This window comes from Halomonas caseinilytica, assembly GCF_001662285.1.
In the GTDB taxonomy this organism is placed as follows: Bacteria; Pseudomonadota; Gammaproteobacteria; order Pseudomonadales; family Halomonadaceae; genus Halomonas; species Halomonas caseinilytica.
Genome location: NZ_BDEO01000012.1, coordinates 54,383 through 69,621 on the forward strand (window position 1 = coordinate 54,383; position 15,239 = coordinate 69,621).

At 65.3% G+C, this 15,239-nt stretch carries 17 protein-coding genes and 1 other RNA gene; 12 read left to right on the forward strand and 6 right to left on the reverse strand.

The genetic code is table 11. The features are described from left to right. Positions 1 to 113: 113 nt before the first annotated feature. The 3 genes from dnaJ to grpE all read right to left on the reverse strand — a co-directional run bounded on the left by dnaJ (position 114) and on the right by grpE (position 4,064). Positions 114 to 1,253: a molecular chaperone DnaJ gene (dnaJ, locus tag HSDC_RS13965; RefSeq protein WP_064700565.1), complete on the reverse strand. Its 1,140-nt coding sequence runs from the start codon at positions 1,251 to 1,253 to the stop codon at positions 114 to 116. 92 nt (positions 1,254 to 1,345) lie between these two features. Beyond that, positions 1,346 to 3,286: a molecular chaperone DnaK gene (gene dnaK / locus HSDC_RS13970; RefSeq protein ID WP_064700566.1), complete on the reverse strand. Its 1,941-nt coding sequence runs from the start codon at positions 3,284 to 3,286 to the stop codon at positions 1,346 to 1,348. A 127-nt stretch (positions 3,287 to 3,413) separates the two neighbouring features. Beyond that, positions 3,414 to 4,064 carry a nucleotide exchange factor GrpE gene (grpE, locus tag HSDC_RS13975; RefSeq protein ID WP_064700567.1) on the reverse strand — a complete coding sequence of 217 codons (651 nt, stop codon included), beginning with the start codon at positions 4,062 to 4,064 and terminating at the stop codon, positions 3,414 to 3,416. Positions 4,065 to 4,285: 221 nt separating this feature from the next. Here grpE and recN point away from each other — a divergent pair, with 221 nt between their 5' ends. Next, positions 4,286 to 5,959 (forward strand): DNA repair protein RecN, encoded by a 1,674-nt coding sequence (gene recN, locus HSDC_RS13980; RefSeq protein ID WP_064700568.1) that lies wholly within the window; start codon positions 4,286 to 4,288, stop codon positions 5,957 to 5,959. Between the two features lie 76 nt (positions 5,960 to 6,035). Here the strand turns inward: recN and fur are convergent, their stop codons facing one another. Beyond that, entirely contained in the window at positions 6,036 to 6,482 is a 447-nt protein-coding gene (fur, locus tag HSDC_RS13985; protein WP_064700569.1) for a ferric iron uptake transcriptional regulator, read from the reverse strand. Between the two features lie 72 nt (positions 6,483 to 6,554). Here fur and HSDC_RS13990 point away from each other — a divergent pair, with 72 nt between their 5' ends. Beyond that, complete coding sequence (locus HSDC_RS13990; protein WP_064700611.1) at positions 6,555 to 6,977, forward strand: outer membrane protein assembly factor BamE; 423 nt, start codon at positions 6,555 to 6,557, stop codon at positions 6,975 to 6,977. Between the two features lie 12 nt (positions 6,978 to 6,989). Here HSDC_RS13990 and HSDC_RS13995 read toward each other — a convergent pair whose 3' ends face one another. Beyond that, positions 6,990 to 7,304, reverse strand: a complete 315-nt coding sequence (locus tag HSDC_RS13995; RefSeq protein WP_064700570.1) for an RnfH family protein — start codon at positions 7,302 to 7,304, stop codon at positions 6,990 to 6,992. Next, positions 7,294 to 7,728, reverse strand: a complete 435-nt coding sequence (locus tag HSDC_RS14000) for a type II toxin-antitoxin system RatA family toxin (protein WP_064700571.1) — start codon at positions 7,726 to 7,728, stop codon at positions 7,294 to 7,296. Before HSDC_RS14000 ends, HSDC_RS13995 begins: the two co-directional genes overlap by 11 nt. A gap of 129 nt (positions 7,729 to 7,857) precedes the next feature. Between HSDC_RS14000 and smpB the strand changes: the two genes are divergently transcribed. From smpB to HSDC_RS16765, 10 genes are all read left to right on the forward strand, one after another. After that, positions 7,858 to 8,349, forward strand: a complete 492-nt coding sequence (gene smpB / locus HSDC_RS14005) for an SsrA-binding protein SmpB (RefSeq protein ID WP_064700572.1) — start codon at positions 7,858 to 7,860, stop codon at positions 8,347 to 8,349. Positions 8,350 to 8,392: 43 nt separating this feature from the next. Continuing rightward, positions 8,393 to 8,772: a transfer-messenger RNA gene (gene ssrA, locus HSDC_RS14010) on the forward strand. A gap of 281 nt (positions 8,773 to 9,053) precedes the next feature. Beyond that, positions 9,054 to 10,283, forward strand: a complete 1,230-nt coding sequence (locus HSDC_RS14015) for a tyrosine-type recombinase/integrase (protein ID WP_064700573.1) — start codon at positions 9,054 to 9,056, stop codon at positions 10,281 to 10,283. 119 nt (positions 10,284 to 10,402) lie between these two features. Then, positions 10,403 to 10,729 carry a hypothetical protein gene (locus HSDC_RS16525; protein WP_073292233.1) on the forward strand — a complete coding sequence of 109 codons (327 nt, stop codon included), beginning with the start codon at positions 10,403 to 10,405 and terminating at the stop codon, positions 10,727 to 10,729. A 479-nt stretch (positions 10,730 to 11,208) separates the two neighbouring features. Continuing rightward, on the forward strand, positions 11,209 to 11,427 hold the full coding sequence (locus tag HSDC_RS14025; RefSeq protein ID WP_064700612.1) for a helix-turn-helix transcriptional regulator: 219 nt from the start codon (positions 11,209 to 11,211) through the stop codon (positions 11,425 to 11,427). After that, positions 11,424 to 11,642 carry a hypothetical protein gene (locus HSDC_RS14030; RefSeq protein WP_064700574.1) on the forward strand — a complete coding sequence of 73 codons (219 nt, stop codon included), beginning with the start codon at positions 11,424 to 11,426 and terminating at the stop codon, positions 11,640 to 11,642. Before HSDC_RS14025 ends, HSDC_RS14030 begins: the two co-directional genes overlap by 4 nt. Beyond that, a complete protein-coding gene (locus HSDC_RS14035) occupies positions 11,639 to 12,607 on the forward strand; it encodes a toprim domain-containing protein (protein WP_082920057.1) in 969 nt (322 codons plus the stop codon). Before HSDC_RS14030 ends, HSDC_RS14035 begins: the two co-directional genes overlap by 4 nt. Beyond that, entirely contained in the window at positions 12,597 to 14,540 is a 1,944-nt protein-coding gene (locus HSDC_RS14040; protein WP_137055326.1) for a DUF927 domain-containing protein, read from the forward strand. The genes HSDC_RS14035 and HSDC_RS14040 overlap by 11 nt, the downstream gene beginning before the upstream one ends. 134 nt (positions 14,541 to 14,674) lie before the next feature. Beyond that, positions 14,675 to 14,995 (forward strand): hypothetical protein, encoded by a 321-nt coding sequence (locus HSDC_RS14045; RefSeq protein WP_064700575.1) that lies wholly within the window; start codon positions 14,675 to 14,677, stop codon positions 14,993 to 14,995. A 54-nt stretch (positions 14,996 to 15,049) separates the two neighbouring features. Then, complete coding sequence (locus tag HSDC_RS16765) at positions 15,050 to 15,211, forward strand: hypothetical protein (protein WP_219810286.1); 162 nt, start codon at positions 15,050 to 15,052, stop codon at positions 15,209 to 15,211. Positions 15,212 to 15,239: the final 28 nt, after the last annotated feature.

The window sequence follows — 15,239 nt, forward strand, 5'->3', positions numbered from 1 at the left end:
ACAGAGTCCTTCTCGGCAGGGGAATCCATTACGGTAGAACGGCGGGCACACAAAGAAAAGCCCCCGCCAGGAGAACGGCGGGGGCGACAGAAGCGCTTACGACACCTCGTACCTCAAGGCTTCATGTCCTCGAAGAACTTCTTCACGCCATCGAAGAAATTGCTCTTCTTCGGCGAGTGATGGCTGTTGCTGCCGTCCAGGCTGTCCTGGAAGCGGCGCAGCAGGTCCTTCTGTTCCTCGCTGAGCTTGACCGGCGTCTCGACCACCACCTTGCACAGCAGGTCGCCGGCGGGGCCACCACGCACCGGTTTCACACCCTTTCCCTTGAGGCGGAACATCTTGCCGGTCTGGGTCTCGGGCGGAATCTTGAGTTTCACCCGGCCATCCAGGGTCGGCACTTCCAGCTCGCCGCCGAGGGTGGCGTCGACAAAGTTGATCGGCACCTCGCACTGCAGGTGACGCCCGTCGCGCTCGAAGATATGGTGCGGCTTGATTGCCACCTGGACGTAGAGATCGCCGGGCGGCCCGCCGTTGATACCCGCCTCGCCTTCGGCGTTGAGGCGAATCCGGTCGCCGGTATCGACACCGGCCGGAATCTTCACCGAAAGCGTGCGCGTCTCGCGCACCCGACCTTCGCCATTGCACTTGTGGCAGGGCACCTTGATGTGCTGGCCGCTGCCGTGACAGGTCGGGCAGGTCTGCTGCACGGCGAAGAAACCCTGCTGCATGCGCACCTGGCCGTGGCCGTGACAGGTCGGGCAGGTCTCCTTGCTGGAGCCAGGCTCGGCACCATCGCCATCGCAGCGCTCGCACTCGATGTGGCGCGGCACGCGGATATCCACGCTGGTACCCGCCACGGCGCTCTCGAGATCGAGCTCGAGATTGTAGCGCAGATCGCTGCCGCGCTGCGGGGCATTCGGGTTGCGGCGCGCTCCGCCACCGCCGAAGATGTCGCCGAAGACATCGCCGAAGATGTCGCTGAAGCCGCCGGCTCCCGCACCGCCGAAGCCGCCGCCACCGGCCTGGCCATCGACGCCGGCATGGCCGAACTGGTCATAGGCCGCGCGCTTCTCGCTGTCGGTCAGGACCTCATAGGCCTCGGAAACCTCGCGGAACTTCTCCGCGGCGGTGTCATCGTCCGGATTACGGTCCGGATGGTATTTCTGTGCCAGGCGCCGGTAGGCCTTCTTGATCTCTTTCTGATCGGCCCCGCGCTCTATGCCCAGCACCTCGTAATAGTCACGCTTGGACATGTGTCTGTCCGCCTCCGTAGCGACGCTGCGGAAACACCAACGCGGGAGTCGTGCCCCCGCGCTGGCGTCAGCCGTGATTCAGACGTCGTGGTTTACTGCTTCTTCTGGTCGTCGTTGACTTCCTCGTACTCGGCGTCGACCACGTCGTCTTCCTTCTTCTTCTGGCCCTCGGCCTGCTCGCCGGCGTCGTCCCCCGGCTGCTGACCGGCTTCGGCCTGGTCGGCGTACATCTTCTGGGCCAGGTTGCCGGACGCCTCGGTCAGGGCATCGAGCTTGGCCTGGATGTCGTCCTTGTCGTCGCCCTTGGCGGCCTCCTCGAGTTCGCTGGCGGCGTTCTCGATGGCCTGCTTCTCTTCATCGGTCGCCTTGTCGCCGGCTTCCTCGAGAGTCTTGCGGGCGGCGTGGACCATGCCATCGGCCTGGTTGCGCAGGGCCACCAGCTCCTCGAACTTCTTGTCCTCGTCGGCATGGGCCTCGGCATCCCGGACCATTTGCTCGACTTCTTCCTCGGACAGGCCGCTGGACGCCTTGATGACGATCGACTGTTCCTTGCCCGTGGCCTTGTCCTTGGCGGACACGTTAAGGATGCCGTTAGCGTCCAGATCGAAGGCGACCTCGATCTGCGGCACACCGCGCGGCGCCGGCGGAATGTCGGCCAGGTCGAAGCGACCCAGGGACTTGTTGCCGCTGGACTGCTTGCGCTCGCCCTGGAGCACGTGAATGGTCACGGCCGTCTGGTTGTCGTCCGCCGTCGAGAAGGTCTGGGTCTTCTTGGTCGGGATCGTGGTGTTCTTCTCGATCAGCGGCGTCATCACGCCACCCAGGGTCTCGATGCCCAGGGTCAGCGGGGTGACGTCGAGCAGCAGCACGTCCTTGACGTCGCCGCCCAGCACGCCGCCCTGGATCGCGGCACCCACGGCCACGGCCTCGTCCGGGTTGACGTCCTTGCGGGCGTCCTTGCCGAAGAACTCGGCGACCTTGGACTGGACCAGCGGCATGCGGGTCTGGCCACCCACCAGGATGACATCGTCGATGTCGGAAGCGGACAGGTCGGCATCGGCCAAGGCGGTCTTGCACGGCTTCAGCGAGCGTGCCACCAGCTCTTCCACCAGCGACTCGAGCTTGGCCCGGGTCACCTTGACGTTGAGGTGCTTGGGACCGGTGTTGTCAGCGGTGATGTAGGGCAGGTTGACCTCGGTCTGCTGCGCGCTGGACAGCTCGATCTTGGCCTTTTCGGCGGCTTCCTTGAGGCGCTGCATGGCCAGGTTGTCGCCGGACAGGTCGATGCCACTGTCGGCCTTGAACTGATCGACCAGGTAGTTGATCAGCGCCAGGTCGAAGTCCTCGCCGCCCAGGAAGGTGTCGCCGTTGGTGGCCAGCACCTCGAACTGGGTCTCGCCGTCCACGTCGGCCACTTCGATGATCGAGATATCGAAGGTACCGCCACCCAGGTCATAGACCGCGACCGTCTTGTCGCCACGGGACTTGTCCATGCCATAGGCCAGCGCAGCCGCCGTCGGCTCGTTGATGATGCGCTTGACCTCGAGGCCAGCGATGCGCCCGGCATCCTTGGTGGCCTGACGCTGACTGTCGTTGAAGTAGGCCGGCACGGTGATGACGGCCTCGGTGACGGTCTCGCCCAGGTAGTCCTCGGCGGTCTTCTTCATCTTCTTCAGCACTTCGGCGCTGACCTGGGGCGGCGCCAGCTTGTTGCCCTTGACCTCGACCCAGGCGTCGCCGTTGTCGGCCTCGGTGATGGTGTAGGGCACCATCTTGATGTCCTTCTGGACGACGTCGTCCTGGAAGCGACGACCGATCAGGCGCTTGATGGCGTACAGGGTGTTCTGGGGATTGGTGACCGCCTGGCGCTTGGCCGCCTGTCCCACCAGCGTCTCACCGTCGTCGGTGTAGGCGATGATGGACGGGGTCGTGCGTGCGCCTTCAGCGTTCTCGATCACCTTGGCGTTCTCGCCGTCGAGTACGGCCACGCAGGAATTGGTGGTCCCCAGGTCAATACCGATGATGCGTCCCATAGGAAATCCTCGAAATATCGATGTTGCAGATTCGTTCGTGTGCGCGGCTTTCACCGCGGGGTTGCCGTCTATCTGGGGGCCCTCGGCGCCTTTTCAAGGGCTCCGGGCCGCTTTTCGGCGCGAAATGTCACTCGGCGGCCTGACTGACCACTACCATCGCCGGGCGCACCAGACGACCGTTGAGCAGATACCCCTTCTGGATCACTTCCATCACGCTGTTGGGTTCCAGCTCAGCGTTGGGCACCATCGTCACGGCTTCATGGTACTGCGGGTCGAACGGCTCGCCGGCAGGATCGACCACTTCGACGCCGAACTTGCCCAGCACGTCGAGCTGCATCTTCAGCGTCATGGAGACGCCCTCGCGATGCGCCTCGGTGGCGTCCTCGCCCATGGCGTCCAGCGCCTTCTCCAGGCTGTCGACCACGGGCAGCAGCTCCTTGATGAACTTCTCCAGCGCGAACTTGCGGGCCTTCTCGGCCTCCTGCTCGGCACGCCGACGCACGTTCTGCGCCTCGGCGGCGGCTCGCAGCGACTGGTCCTTGGCCTCGGCCAGGCTCTGTTCGAGCTCCTCGACCTTGGCAGCCAGGACCTCGGCTTCCGGGTTGTCCGGCGTTTCGCCTTCTTCTTCCTGCACTTTGCCTTCTTCCTGGGTCTGCTCGGCGCGCTCGACAGCCTCCTCGAGCTCGCCCTCCACGGACTCCGGCTCCACCTGGGCGTCGGACTCCTCCTGTTGACGGGAGAGCTCGTCGTCCAGCGGGGTCTGCGGATCTTTGGCCATGTGTGCCTCCTGAATGACGGCCGGCGGCCATGGGCCGCCTGCAAGACATGTTGTCGGGGTGAATCGTCGTTGCGGGGTATATGGGGCTGACTGCTCGGAACTCAAGGCACCCGATCGAGCGGATTGATATCGTGCGTTGTTCCGGGACTTGAACTACTGTATAAACGCACAAGGCAATGGATGTATAACCAGTGGATTCCGGAAGGCCCCGGGGAGGCATCATGCTGACAGAGCTCGCCATTCGCGACTTCGCCATCGTCGATCACCTGGCACTCGAGCTGGAAGGCGGCATGACCGCCATCACTGGCGAAACCGGGGCCGGGAAGTCCATCCTGCTCGGGGCGCTCGGCCTGTGCCTCGGCGAACGAGCGGATGCCGGCAGCGTCCGCCATGGCTGCGAGCGAGCCGACCTCACCGCCCGCTTCGACATCGCCGACCTGCCCGCCGCCCGCGCCTGGCTCGAGGCGCGCGAGCTCCCCAGCGACGACTGCCTGCTGCGCCGCGTGGTCACCCGAGCCGGCCGCTCCAAGGCCTGGATCAATGGCCAGCCCGCCACGGTGGCGGACCTCAAGGCCCTGGGCGACCACCTGATCGAGATCCACGGCCAGCATGCCCATCAGGGCCTGCTTCGTGAGGAGACCCACCTGCACCTGCTCGATGACTTCGCCGGCCACGGCCCGGCAGTACGCGAGATGGCGGAGACCTTCCGCGCCTGGCGCGAGGCTCATCAGCGGCTCAAGCGGTTCTCGGAGGATAACGACGAGATTCGGGCCCGCCTCCAGCTGCTCCGCTACCAGGTCGAGGAACTCGACCAGCTGGCCCTGGCCGAGGGCGAGCTGGAAGGCCTGGAGGAAGAGCAGGAGGCACTGGCACATGCCGAGGAACGCCTGCGCGAAGCCCAGTTCGCCGCCCAATGCTGCGACGGTGACGAAGGCGGCGCCCTGCCACTGCTGCATCAGGCGGTGAACCGGCTGTCGGCGCTACCCGGCAGCGATCGCGGCGCCCTGGCCGATGCCTTGAGCATGCTGGGAGACGCCTGCATCCAGGTCGAAGAGGCCGGGCGTGAGCTCAATCATTTCGCCTCCGGCGTAGAACTGGACCCCGAGCGCCTGGCCTGGGTCGAAGAACGCCTCGGCGAAGCCCACCGCATCGCCCGCAAGCATCAGGTGCAACCCGACGAACTCGTCGCACTGCATCGGCGCCTCAGCGAGGAACTTGCCGAACTGGAGGGCGGAGACGGCAACCTGGACGCCCTCGCCGCCGAGGTCGAGAGCCTGAAACAGGACTGGCGGCGACAGGCCGAGGCGGTGAGCGCCGCCCGCCAGGATGCCGCCCGACGTTTCGGCCAGGCCGTGCAGGAGCAACTGGCCTTCCTGGCCATGGGCAAGGCGAGCTTCGAGGTCGCTCTCGCGGCCCGAGAGGCTCCGGCCGCCGAAGGGCTCGAACGCGCCCGCTTCCTGATCAGCGCCAACCCCGGCCAACCCGCGCGCCCCTTGACCAAGGTCGCCTCCGGCGGGGAGCTGTCACGGATCAGTCTGGCGATCCAGGTGGTCGCGGCCCAGCATTCCACCATACCGAGCCTGGTCTTCGACGAGGTCGATGTCGGCATCTCCGGCGCCACCGCCGAGGTCGTCGGCCAGCTTCTCCGGCGCCTGGGGAAAGGCGGCCAGGTGATGACCGTGACCCACCTCCCCCAGGTCGCCGCTCAGGCCCATCAGCACCTGCATATCGCCAAGCAGGCCGAAGACGAGACGACCTTGACGCACATGGCATTGCTTGACGAAGCCGGGCGGGTCGGCGAGCTCGCACGGATGCTGGGCGGCATGAAACTGACCGACCAGACCCTGGCGCACGCCCGCGAGATGCTCGACGCCAGCCAGCGCGCCCATCACTGATCGTGCAAACGCAAGACGGCGCCCCCGTCCGCTGGAACGGGGGCGCCGTCAGTCACGCCTCATCGGGTGAGCGCGCTCACTTCTTGCCGGGCGATTCCTGGCGCGTCACCTTGGAGCCCTTGGGGCGCACATAAAGCACCAGGGCATGATCAACGAGTTCGTACCCGTGCTCCTCGGCAATTTCCTGCTGGCGACGCTCGATGGTGTCATCGAAGAACTCGATGATTTCGCCGCTTTCCAGGCACACCATATGGTCGTGATGCTCCTCCTGGGTCAACTCGAAGACGGCATGGCCGCCATCGAAGTTGTGACGAGTCACCAGACCGGCGGTCTCGAACTGTGTCAGCACACGATAGACGGTGGCCAGGCCCACGTCTTCGCCCGCTTCCAGCAGGGTCTTGTAGACATCCTCGGCGCTCAGGTGGTGCTGCCCCGTGGCGTTCTCGAGGATATGCAGTATCTTGACGCGCGGCAGGGTCACTTTCAGACCGGCCTTGCGTAATTCATGGTTCTGGTCGGCCATGGTTGCTCTTCGCAGTATCAGGTAGGGTCGGGTATGATCGACCAAAACCACGATAGTGAAGAACAGGCGCAAATGCAAAAGCTGACTCGAACCGTCACCCTTACCGTCGCCCTGACCCTGATCAGCGGCTGCAGCTATTTCGGCGTGTACAAGCGCGACCTGGCCCAGGGCAACCTGGTAACCGCCGAGATGGCCGCTCAACTGCAACCCGGCATGACGCGCCAGCAGGTCGTCGACCTGATGGGAAGCCCGATGCTCGAGGCACCCTTCGACGCGCAACAATGGGATTACGTCTACCGCCTGGACGAGGCCTACGGCGGGGTCGAGCAACGCCGTCTCACCCTGACCTTCCAGGGCAATCGACTGGCAGACATCGAGCGGCACGGCGACTTCTCGAGTGCCCCGTCGGTGGCCAACGAACGCGGCATCGGCCCGATGGATTCCGCCGGAGAGCGGACGGGCAACCTGCTCAACGTACAGCCCGAGGACGACTGATACCGCCTCGCCTCAGCCCTGCTTGTCGGCGGCACGGGCGGCCCGCGCCGCCTTGGGATCGATGCGCAGCGGCCGGTAGACCTCCACCCGGTCGCCCTCTTGCAGTGCATATCGATCCGGGTCGCGCAGCGCCTTGCCGAAGATGCCGAGCGCGGCATTTTCGAAGGTCTCGCGCGGCACATCGGGGAAATACTGTGCAAGATCGGCCTTGCGCACTGCCTCGCGGGCGCTGACGCCCTCGGGCAGCGTCAAAGAGACGATGCGCTGCCTGTGCGGCAGCGCAAAGGCCACTTCGACGTTCACGACGCCCTTGCCCTCAGCGACCATAGAGCTCATCGGCGCGACGCGTGAAGGCATCCACCAGCTGGCCTGCCACCTGCTGGAACAGCTTGCCGAACGCCATGCCCAGCAGACGATTGGCAAACTCGAACTCCATCTCCAGGCTGACCTTGCAGGTATCCTCGCCCATCGGCAGGAACAGCCAGCGCCCGCGCAGGCGCTTGAAGGGGCCGCTGACCAATGCCAGATCGATGCGTTCAGGCTCCTGGAGATCGTTGCGTGTAGTGAAGCTCTGTTCGATACCGGCACGGCCCAGCGTCATTTCACCGACCAGATGCTCGGCATCTCGTTCGAGCAACCGCGCACGCCGACAGCCCGGCAGGAATTCCGGATAACGTTCGAAATCGTTGACCAGATCGAACATTTGCTGGGGGGTGTGCCGCACCAAGGCGGACCGATTGACCGTTGGCATTGACCTCTCCGCTGACTTCAAGGGGCCCAAGGCGTATCATGAGCGGTTATTTCAGGCCTTGAATGGTATCACGCTTCCCCCCATATCGGAGGGGCAGGCCAGCATCGGCAAGACAGAATATGAGGTTCCATGGCCAACAAGAAAGGTAAGGGTAAGGGTCCGGGCAGCAACGCCATCGCCCTGAACAAGAAGGCACGTTTCGAGTACCACATCAACGAGACCTTCGAGGCCGGCCTGGTGCTGGCCGGTTGGGAGGTGAAGAGCCTGCGCGCTGGCAAGGCGCAGCTCACCGACACCTACATCCTGGTCAAGAACGGGGAAGCCTGGCTGCTGGGCAGCCATATCACCCCGCTCAATACCGCCAGCACCCATGAGGTGGCCGACCCGACCCGGACACGCAAGCTGCTACTGCATCGCAAGGAGATCGCCCGGATCTTCTCGCGCACCCAGGACAAGGGGCACACCTGCGTGCCGCTCAAGCTGTACTGGAAAGGCAGCAAGGTGAAGTGCGAGCTGGCGCTGGTGACCGGCAAGAAGCTCCATGACAAGCGGGCCACCGAGAAGGACCGCGACTGGCAGCGGCAGAAGGGGCGCATCCTGCGCGAGCACAACAAGACATAAGGCTGTCACACCCATAGCCACTCTGTTAGAATGACGACGTTACGGGGGCGACATGGCTTCGACGCCGATGACAACCCCTGAGGTGCATGCCGAGAGCGTGATGTATCTCGTAAATCCAACATCACGATTAAATAGTCGCAAACGACGACAACTACGCTCAGGGCGCGCTGGCAGCGTAAAAACTGCTAGCTTCTAGTCCGGCCCGGAGGTGATGTGCCCATTCATCACCGATGGGATACGAGCTCAGACTGATGGGATCGCGGCTGGCCCCGTCCTCGTGTCAGCCGTTAAAACTCAGAGGAATCGCGTTTCTGGATCCTGCCCGTCGGAGCCAGAGACGTTAAAGCAAAAGACGGAACTAAGCATGTAGAGCCGATGGGCGAGTGTCGGCGGACGCGGGTTCGATTCCCGCCGCCTCCACCAAACCTAGGTTTCAGGACTTCCCAAGAAGCACTAGAAACCGCATGAACAGGGGCCTCCGGGCCCCTTTCTTGTGTCTGGACGTTTCATAGCATTCCTTGACATGCCCCCACCGAAGGGGGCATATCTGGGGGCACAACGCTGCAACCGATACCCTGATGCCCCCAAACCTGCCAGAAACCGCGCCGTCCGGCGCCTGGTTGGCCGATAGCCCGCCCCCTCCCCGGGGCATCTGGCACTGCCGACAAGGGGGCATAAGGCGACCACCGCCCCGAGGTGCCCCCATGAGCCGCCAGACCAACAAGCTGTCCGCTACCGCCGTGAAGACGGCCAAGCCCAGGAACAAGACGTTCAAGATGACCGATGGCGGCGGTCTTTATCTGGAGGTATCCCCCAGCGGGAGCAAATACTGGCGGATGAAGTACCGCCACGCTGGCAAGGAGAAGCGGCTGGCCATCGGCGTCTATCCCGGCACTTCCCTGGTGGCTGCCCGCGAGGTCCGCGACGAGGCCAAGCGCCAGCTTGCCCAGGGCATCGACCCCAGCGCCGCCAAGCGCATCGCCCGCCAGCAAGGCGAGGAGGCCGCCGCCAATACCTTCATGGCCGTGGCCGTCGAGTGGCTGGAGAAGGTTCACCAGCACGACGTGGTGCCTGCCCACTACCAGCGGAACAAGCGCCGCCTGGAGCGTGACGCCTTCCCGACCATCGGCAAACGACCCATCTCCGAGATCACCCCGCCCGAGCTACTGGACTGCCTGCGCCGCATCGAGGAACGCGGCCACATCGAGACGGCCCATCGGGTGAAGACGCTGTGCGGCCAGGTATTCCGCTATGGCATCTCCACCGGACGCGTCGAGCGTGACCCTGTGCCTGATCTGCGCGGCGCACTGCGCCCGCACAAGACCAAGCACTACGCAGCTGTAACCGATCCCAAGGAGGTCGTTGGCCTGCTGCGAGCGATCGAGGGCTACGGTGGCCAGCCAGTCACCATCGCCGCGTTGAAACTGGCGCCCCTGGTCTTCACCCGCCCCGGTGAGCTGCGCCAAGCACTTTGGACCGACATCGACCTGAAGGAAGCCACCTGGACCTTCCGCGCCAGCAAGACGGGGCAAGCCCATATCGTGCCGCTGCCGACCCAAGCCGTGGCGATCCTGCGCGACCTGCATGGACTGACCGGGCGAGCCGAGTACGTCTTTCCCGGCATCCGTAGCATCAAGCGCCCGATGAGCAACAACACCATCAAGGCCGCGCTGGACCGGATGGGCTTCAAGGGCGAGATGACAGCGCACGGCTTCAGGGCGATGGCCCGTACGATCCTGGCCGAGCGCCTGAATTACCCCGAGCACTACATAGAGCAGCAACTGGCGCACGCCGTGAAGGACAGTAACGGTCACGCCTACAACCGGACCTCTCACCTGGAGCAGCGCCGGGAGATGCTGCAAAGCTGGGCCGATTACCTGGACGCCCTGCGCGATGGCGCCGACAACGTGGTGCCGATCCGCGCCGGGGCCTGAGACAAGCGGCAGTCGCCGCACCGCCGTTGGCTGGCTAGGGCCGATCACCCGAAAGCGTGGCAACTCCACCACGCCCGCCAGCCATTCTTCCCTGGAGTGAGCGCGAAGGAGTGGCGCCGATGGATGATGAGACTCCCCCGGACCTGACCCACTGGAAAACCGTGATGGAGTTCACGGTTGAACAGGCCGCTTTGCTTGTGGCTGGAATCGACCCTTTTGATCACAATTTACGCTCGGCCAGGGCCAGCTATCACAGCCGATGGAAGCGGGCGCACGGCGTTGCACTTGGGCTTGTGAGCGCAATTCGCCAAGGGACTTTGCCGACGGTTGTTTGCCAGGCTGAAGGCGAGGGCTTCGGTCCTGCCTTCCCCATCAAGCACAACGACCGTTCCGAAGAAATATCCATACAAAGCACCACCATTACCCGGGCCAGCCTTATGAGCTAGATCGAAAACGAAAAGGTGCCAGTGGTCGGGAAAAAACCACCCCCGGAAACCATTGAGGCAGAGCCCCAGGAGCCTGCTACCCAAAGCCCCGAGGAAGTTCCTCGGCTATCATTTGGCACGCATGAATCTGATGGGCTGCGCTATGTGAAGGAAGCCATAGAACAGTTCTGGGCAACATATGATCCTGATGATCCAAGCACAGCGCCAAGCAAGGGAGAGGTAGTCGATCACCTGAAAAATCAGGGCGCCACAAAGAATCTGGCGCAGGCTGCTGACCTTGTATGCAGGCCGCGAAAGTTGCAGCAAGCTGGGCTCAGACAAAACCGTAAGGGCACCCGGTAGCCCCTTTATAAAACAATCTCTTATGTTCGAGTGGTCACACGGTAACAGCCGTCTAACCACCCGCACGGAAGGCTTGAACGACCACACGAATGACAATCCACGATGCCCATGCAATTCATCGCATAGGGCACCGTGATATGTCAGACGCTTCCAGCCAGTCCACTCTCCTTCGCCGCCCCGAGGTGCTGCGCCGCTGCGGCATCTCGAACTCCACCCTTCACCGCCTTATCAATGCCGGCGACTTCCCCGCCCCGATCCAGCTTGGCCCCCGCGCCGTGGCATGGATCGAGGAGGAAATCACCGCCTGGATCGAGCAGCGCATCGTGGCCAGCCGCGCCCAAGGGGGTGCCGCATGACGCATGACCAAGCTACCAGCCTGGTGAATGCCGCCGATGAGCTGCTGGCGCTGGGGGACCGGCTGGATGCCGTCGCCCATGCACTAGCCGATGCTGGTCATCCCCAGGCCAACTACCAGCCCCTTGTCGATGCTACCGGGCACATCGCGGGCGCGATCCGTTCGACGCTCGACACCCTGGCAGTCCACCAGCCGGGCGGGAGGTCGCCACAATGACCACCACGACGCAAAAGGCCCGGCTCCCCGAGAGGAGCCAGACCCAGACTGATGCGCCACACCAAGCGCACCGCCAGCATACCACCATCGAGGCTGCACTGGCCGAGGCACTGGCCCGGTACGGCGTGACGCTGGCGCCCAAGGCGTCCGGGCGCTTCGAGCGATTCGACACGCCGGACAAGCCCAAGGGCAACGCCAACGGCTGGTATCGCATCCATAGCCCCGAGGCGGCCAGCTTCGGCATCTGGCACATGGACCTGACCGAAACCGTCACCCTCGACGGCCCCCACGATCCCGAGGCGGCAGCGGTGGCCCGGCTGGAGGCCATGCGGGCACGGGACCGGCGCGACTGGGAACGCCGGCAGCGGGAGGCCGAAGCCCAGGCACGGGCGGCCCGCTGGTGGGCGCAATCTCGCCCCGCCGATCCTGGCCACCCCTACCTGGCCGGCAAGAGCCTGCCGCCCTACAACCTGTGCCAGCGTGGCGACATGCTGCTGATGCCGCTGTTCTGCGACGGCGAGCTGGTCAATCTGGAGCGCATCTTTCCCGATGGCGGCAAGCGGCCCCTGCCGGGCGGTCGTGTCCGGGGCGTGGCCAGCCTGATCGGCCACCTAGCCGGCGCTGGCCATGTGCTGGTGGCCGAGGGCTGGAGTACCGCCGCCGCCTTGCATGAGGTCATGGGCTGCCCGGTCGTGGTCGCCCGCAACGCCGACAACCTGGCCCCGGTCGCCCGGCACCTGCGCCAGCGGCTGCCCGAGGAAGTGGCCATCACCATCGGCGGCGACGATGACCGCCACCTGCCGGCCCAGGGCCTGCCCAATAAGGGCCGCGTCGCGGCTCGCCATGCTGCCCTGGCCATCGGCGCCCGCCTGCTGATGCCGACGTTCTGCGACGGCTGCGAGGCGTGTACCGACTTTGCCGACGTGCGCCAGTGCCGGGGAGGAGGTGCCCACCATGACGACTGACTGCACCGATACCCTCGACATGTTCGGCGGCTCGACAGCGCCAGACACGGAGAGCGAACCCGGACACCTGCAAAAAGAGGTGTCCACCATGTCCACGATGTCCAATGCCCACAACCATGGGGGCTCCAGCGTGGACACCATGCAGACACCTGACGTGTCCACGTGTCCACTCGCCCATGAGGAAAGCCCCGAGGAGGGCGAGCCGGAGGCAGTACGGGAGCCGAAGCGCCCGAGCTTTGCCACGTACCTGACCCGCACGCAGTACGGCCCGCCGGGGCTGTACTACCACGGCCAGCGCCAGCCCAAGGGCGACAATGACCCTGAACCGTTCGACGAGTGGGTATGCAGCCCCATCGAGTGCCTGGCCGCCACCCATGACGAGCGCGGGGACAATCACGGCTTGCTGCTGTGGTTCACGCCGCCCTATGGCGCCCGGCGGGAATGGGCCATGCCCCAACGGCTGCTGAAGGGCAACGGCGAGGAGCTGCGCGGCGAGCTGCTGGACATGGGCGTGAGGATCAACCCAGACGCCCATCGCCGCCTGAATAAGTGGCTCGCTCAGGCAACGCCCGAGGCCCGCGTCATCGCCGCCACCCGCGTCGGCTGGCACCAACTGGAGGAAGGCCGGGTGTTCGTCATGCCGCGCCGGAGCATCGCCGCCGGGGCGCTGGGCAGCCGCCTCACCTTCCAGAGCGAGCACGCCGGGCAAGGCGACTATGCCACCGCCGGCAGCCTGGAAAGCTGGCGCCGGCACGTGGGCACCCTGTGCAGCGGCAACCCGCTGCTGGTGCTGGCGGTATCGGCTGCCCTGGCCGGGCCGCTGCTGTACCTGACGCACCGTCAGACCGCCGGCATTCATCTAGTGGGCGATTCCTCGAACGGCAAGACCACCGCCCTGGAGGTGGCCGCCAGCGTCTGGGGAAGTCCCGAGTTCAAGCGCACCTGGCGGGCCACCGGCAACGGCCTGGAAGGTATCGCCGCCGCGCTGAGCGACACGGCGCTGGTGCTGGACGAGATCGGGGAGGCCGATGGCCGGGAGATCGGCGCCACCGTCTACGCCTTGGGCAACGGCACCGGCAAGGCTCGCGCCAGCCGCACCGGCAACGCCCGGCGCCCCCACCGCTGGCGTATCGCCGTGCTAAGCAGTGGCGAGCACACCCTGGCCGCCCACATGAGCGAGGCCGGCAAGCGCCCCAAGGCCGGGCAAATGGTCCGCCTGCTGGACATTCCCGCCACGCGCCAGCATGGGGCCTTCGATGACCTGCACCACCTGACGGATGGCCGCGCCTTCGCGGACCACCTGAAAACGGAGGTGACGCGCCACTATGGGCACCTTGGCCCGGCCTTCATCGAACGGCTGGTAAGCGAGGAGCGTGACCTGGCCGGCGAGGTGGACCGCTTCGCCCAACTCGACGGCTTCACCACGTTCCACCCACTGCAAGGGCGAGCCGCCAAGGTGCTGGCGCTGATCGGCCTGGCCGGAGAGCTGGCCGCCGAGTATGGGCTAGCCGGATGGCAGCAGGGCGAGGCCATGGCCGCCGCTGTCGAGGCATTCCGAGCGTGGTCCGCCGGGCAAGGCGGCGTGCGCACGGAGCACGAACAGATATTGGCCAACGTCAGCGACTTCATCGAGCGGCATGGCGACGCCCGGTTCAGCAGCATGGACGCCGATCCCGCGCACACCCCCGCCGTCCACAACCGCGCCGGCTGGTGGCGTGAAGACGCTCAGGGGCGTGCCTACCTGTTCACGACGGGAGGACTGATAGAGGCGCTAGGCAGCTTTGACCTGAAGCGCGGCCTGGATGCCCTGGAAGCCGCCGGCTGGATCGTCGAGCGAGAGACTAACGCGCGGTCGGTTCGCGTTCAACTCAGCGGGCGTCGTGGTCGCTTCTACGCGATCCGGCCCACCGATGGCGAGGAGACAGTGGCATGAGCCTGGATGACGTTTACCGCGCTTTTTCCGATGGCCGGTGGACATCCCCGGACACCGCATGTCCACCCCATGTCCAGCCTGTAACCCGCGTGGTTGAGCCATGTGGACATGGCGGACACCGTGGACATCACGAAATGCAGGATGGCCGGAGAGATGTCCCGGCAAACGAGGTCGAGACGCTGCTGGCTGCCCTGAGCGATGCCGGGCGCGACCTTGGCCCCGAGCTGGTGGCACAAGTCCGGGCGCGGCTGATGCCGTTGGGCCGGCGGGTACGCGCCGAGCTGGTGGCCGTGATAGACGACGCCTTCGAGGTGGCACCGGACCTGACGAGCGCCCGCCGGCAAGTGCGCCGGCTGCTGGCCAGTGACAAGGCCCTGGAGGCCGCCAAGGCGGTATGGCCGGCATACCCTGACCCGGCGGCGCCGGTCGCCAATGTCGAGCCGCTGACGCCGTGACTGGCGCATATCGCCCGCCATTGCGAGCTGGTGTCGGATGACCGCCGGTATCTGATGCAGCACCTGTCAGGGCTGCCGGCTGCCGAGGCCATGCGCCTGGTCCATCGGTATGTCGAGGCATGGACGGACGCCGCCCGTTCCGAGCCCCAGGCCCACCGCCGCGCCAATGCCGGCAGGCGGGCCGCTAACCGCTACCTGAAGGGTATTCGCCGATGAGTCCCGACGACAAGATATAGGAGGCGAC

Coding starts and splice junctions, on each gene's coding strand:
- HSDC_RS14030 (WP_064700574.1), top strand. CDS start 11,424: ATGACGCATGACCAAGCTACCAGCCTGGTGAATGCCGCCGATGAGCTG.
- HSDC_RS14025 (WP_064700612.1), top strand. CDS start 11,209: ATGTCAGACGCTTCCAGCCAGTCCACTCTCCTTCGCCGCCCCGAGGTG.
- HSDC_RS14035 (WP_082920057.1), top strand. CDS start 11,639: ATGACCACCACGACGCAAAAGGCCCGGCTCCCCGAGAGGAGCCAGACC.
- smpB (WP_064700572.1), top strand. CDS start 7,858: ATGGCCAACAAGAAAGGTAAGGGTAAGGGTCCGGGCAGCAACGCCATC.
- HSDC_RS13990 (WP_064700611.1), top strand. CDS start 6,555: ATGCAAAAGCTGACTCGAACCGTCACCCTTACCGTCGCCCTGACCCTG.
- recN (WP_064700568.1), top strand. CDS start 4,286: ATGCTGACAGAGCTCGCCATTCGCGACTTCGCCATCGTCGATCACCTG.
- HSDC_RS16765 (WP_219810286.1), top strand. CDS start 15,050: ATGCAGCACCTGTCAGGGCTGCCGGCTGCCGAGGCCATGCGCCTGGTC.
- HSDC_RS13995 (WP_064700570.1), bottom strand. CDS start 7,304: ATGGTCGCTGAGGGCAAGGGCGTCGTGAACGTCGAAGTGGCCTTTGCG.
- fur (WP_064700569.1), bottom strand. CDS start 6,482: ATGGCCGACCAGAACCATGAATTACGCAAGGCCGGTCTGAAAGTGACC.
- HSDC_RS14000 (WP_064700571.1), bottom strand. CDS start 7,728: ATGCCAACGGTCAATCGGTCCGCCTTGGTGCGGCACACCCCCCAGCAA.
- grpE (WP_064700567.1), bottom strand. CDS start 4,064: ATGGCCAAAGATCCGCAGACCCCGCTGGACGACGAGCTCTCCCGTCAA.
- dnaK (WP_064700566.1), bottom strand. CDS start 3,286: ATGGGACGCATCATCGGTATTGACCTGGGGACCACCAATTCCTGCGTG.
- HSDC_RS14045 (WP_064700575.1), top strand. CDS start 14,675: ATGCAGGATGGCCGGAGAGATGTCCCGGCAAACGAGGTCGAGACGCTG.
- HSDC_RS14015 (WP_064700573.1), top strand. CDS start 9,054: ATGAGCCGCCAGACCAACAAGCTGTCCGCTACCGCCGTGAAGACGGCC.
- dnaJ (WP_064700565.1), bottom strand. CDS start 1,253: ATGTCCAAGCGTGACTATTACGAGGTGCTGGGCATAGAGCGCGGGGCC.
- HSDC_RS16525 (WP_073292233.1), top strand. CDS start 10,403: ATGGATGATGAGACTCCCCCGGACCTGACCCACTGGAAAACCGTGATG.
- HSDC_RS14040 (WP_137055326.1), top strand. CDS start 12,597: ATGACGACTGACTGCACCGATACCCTCGACATGTTCGGCGGCTCGACA.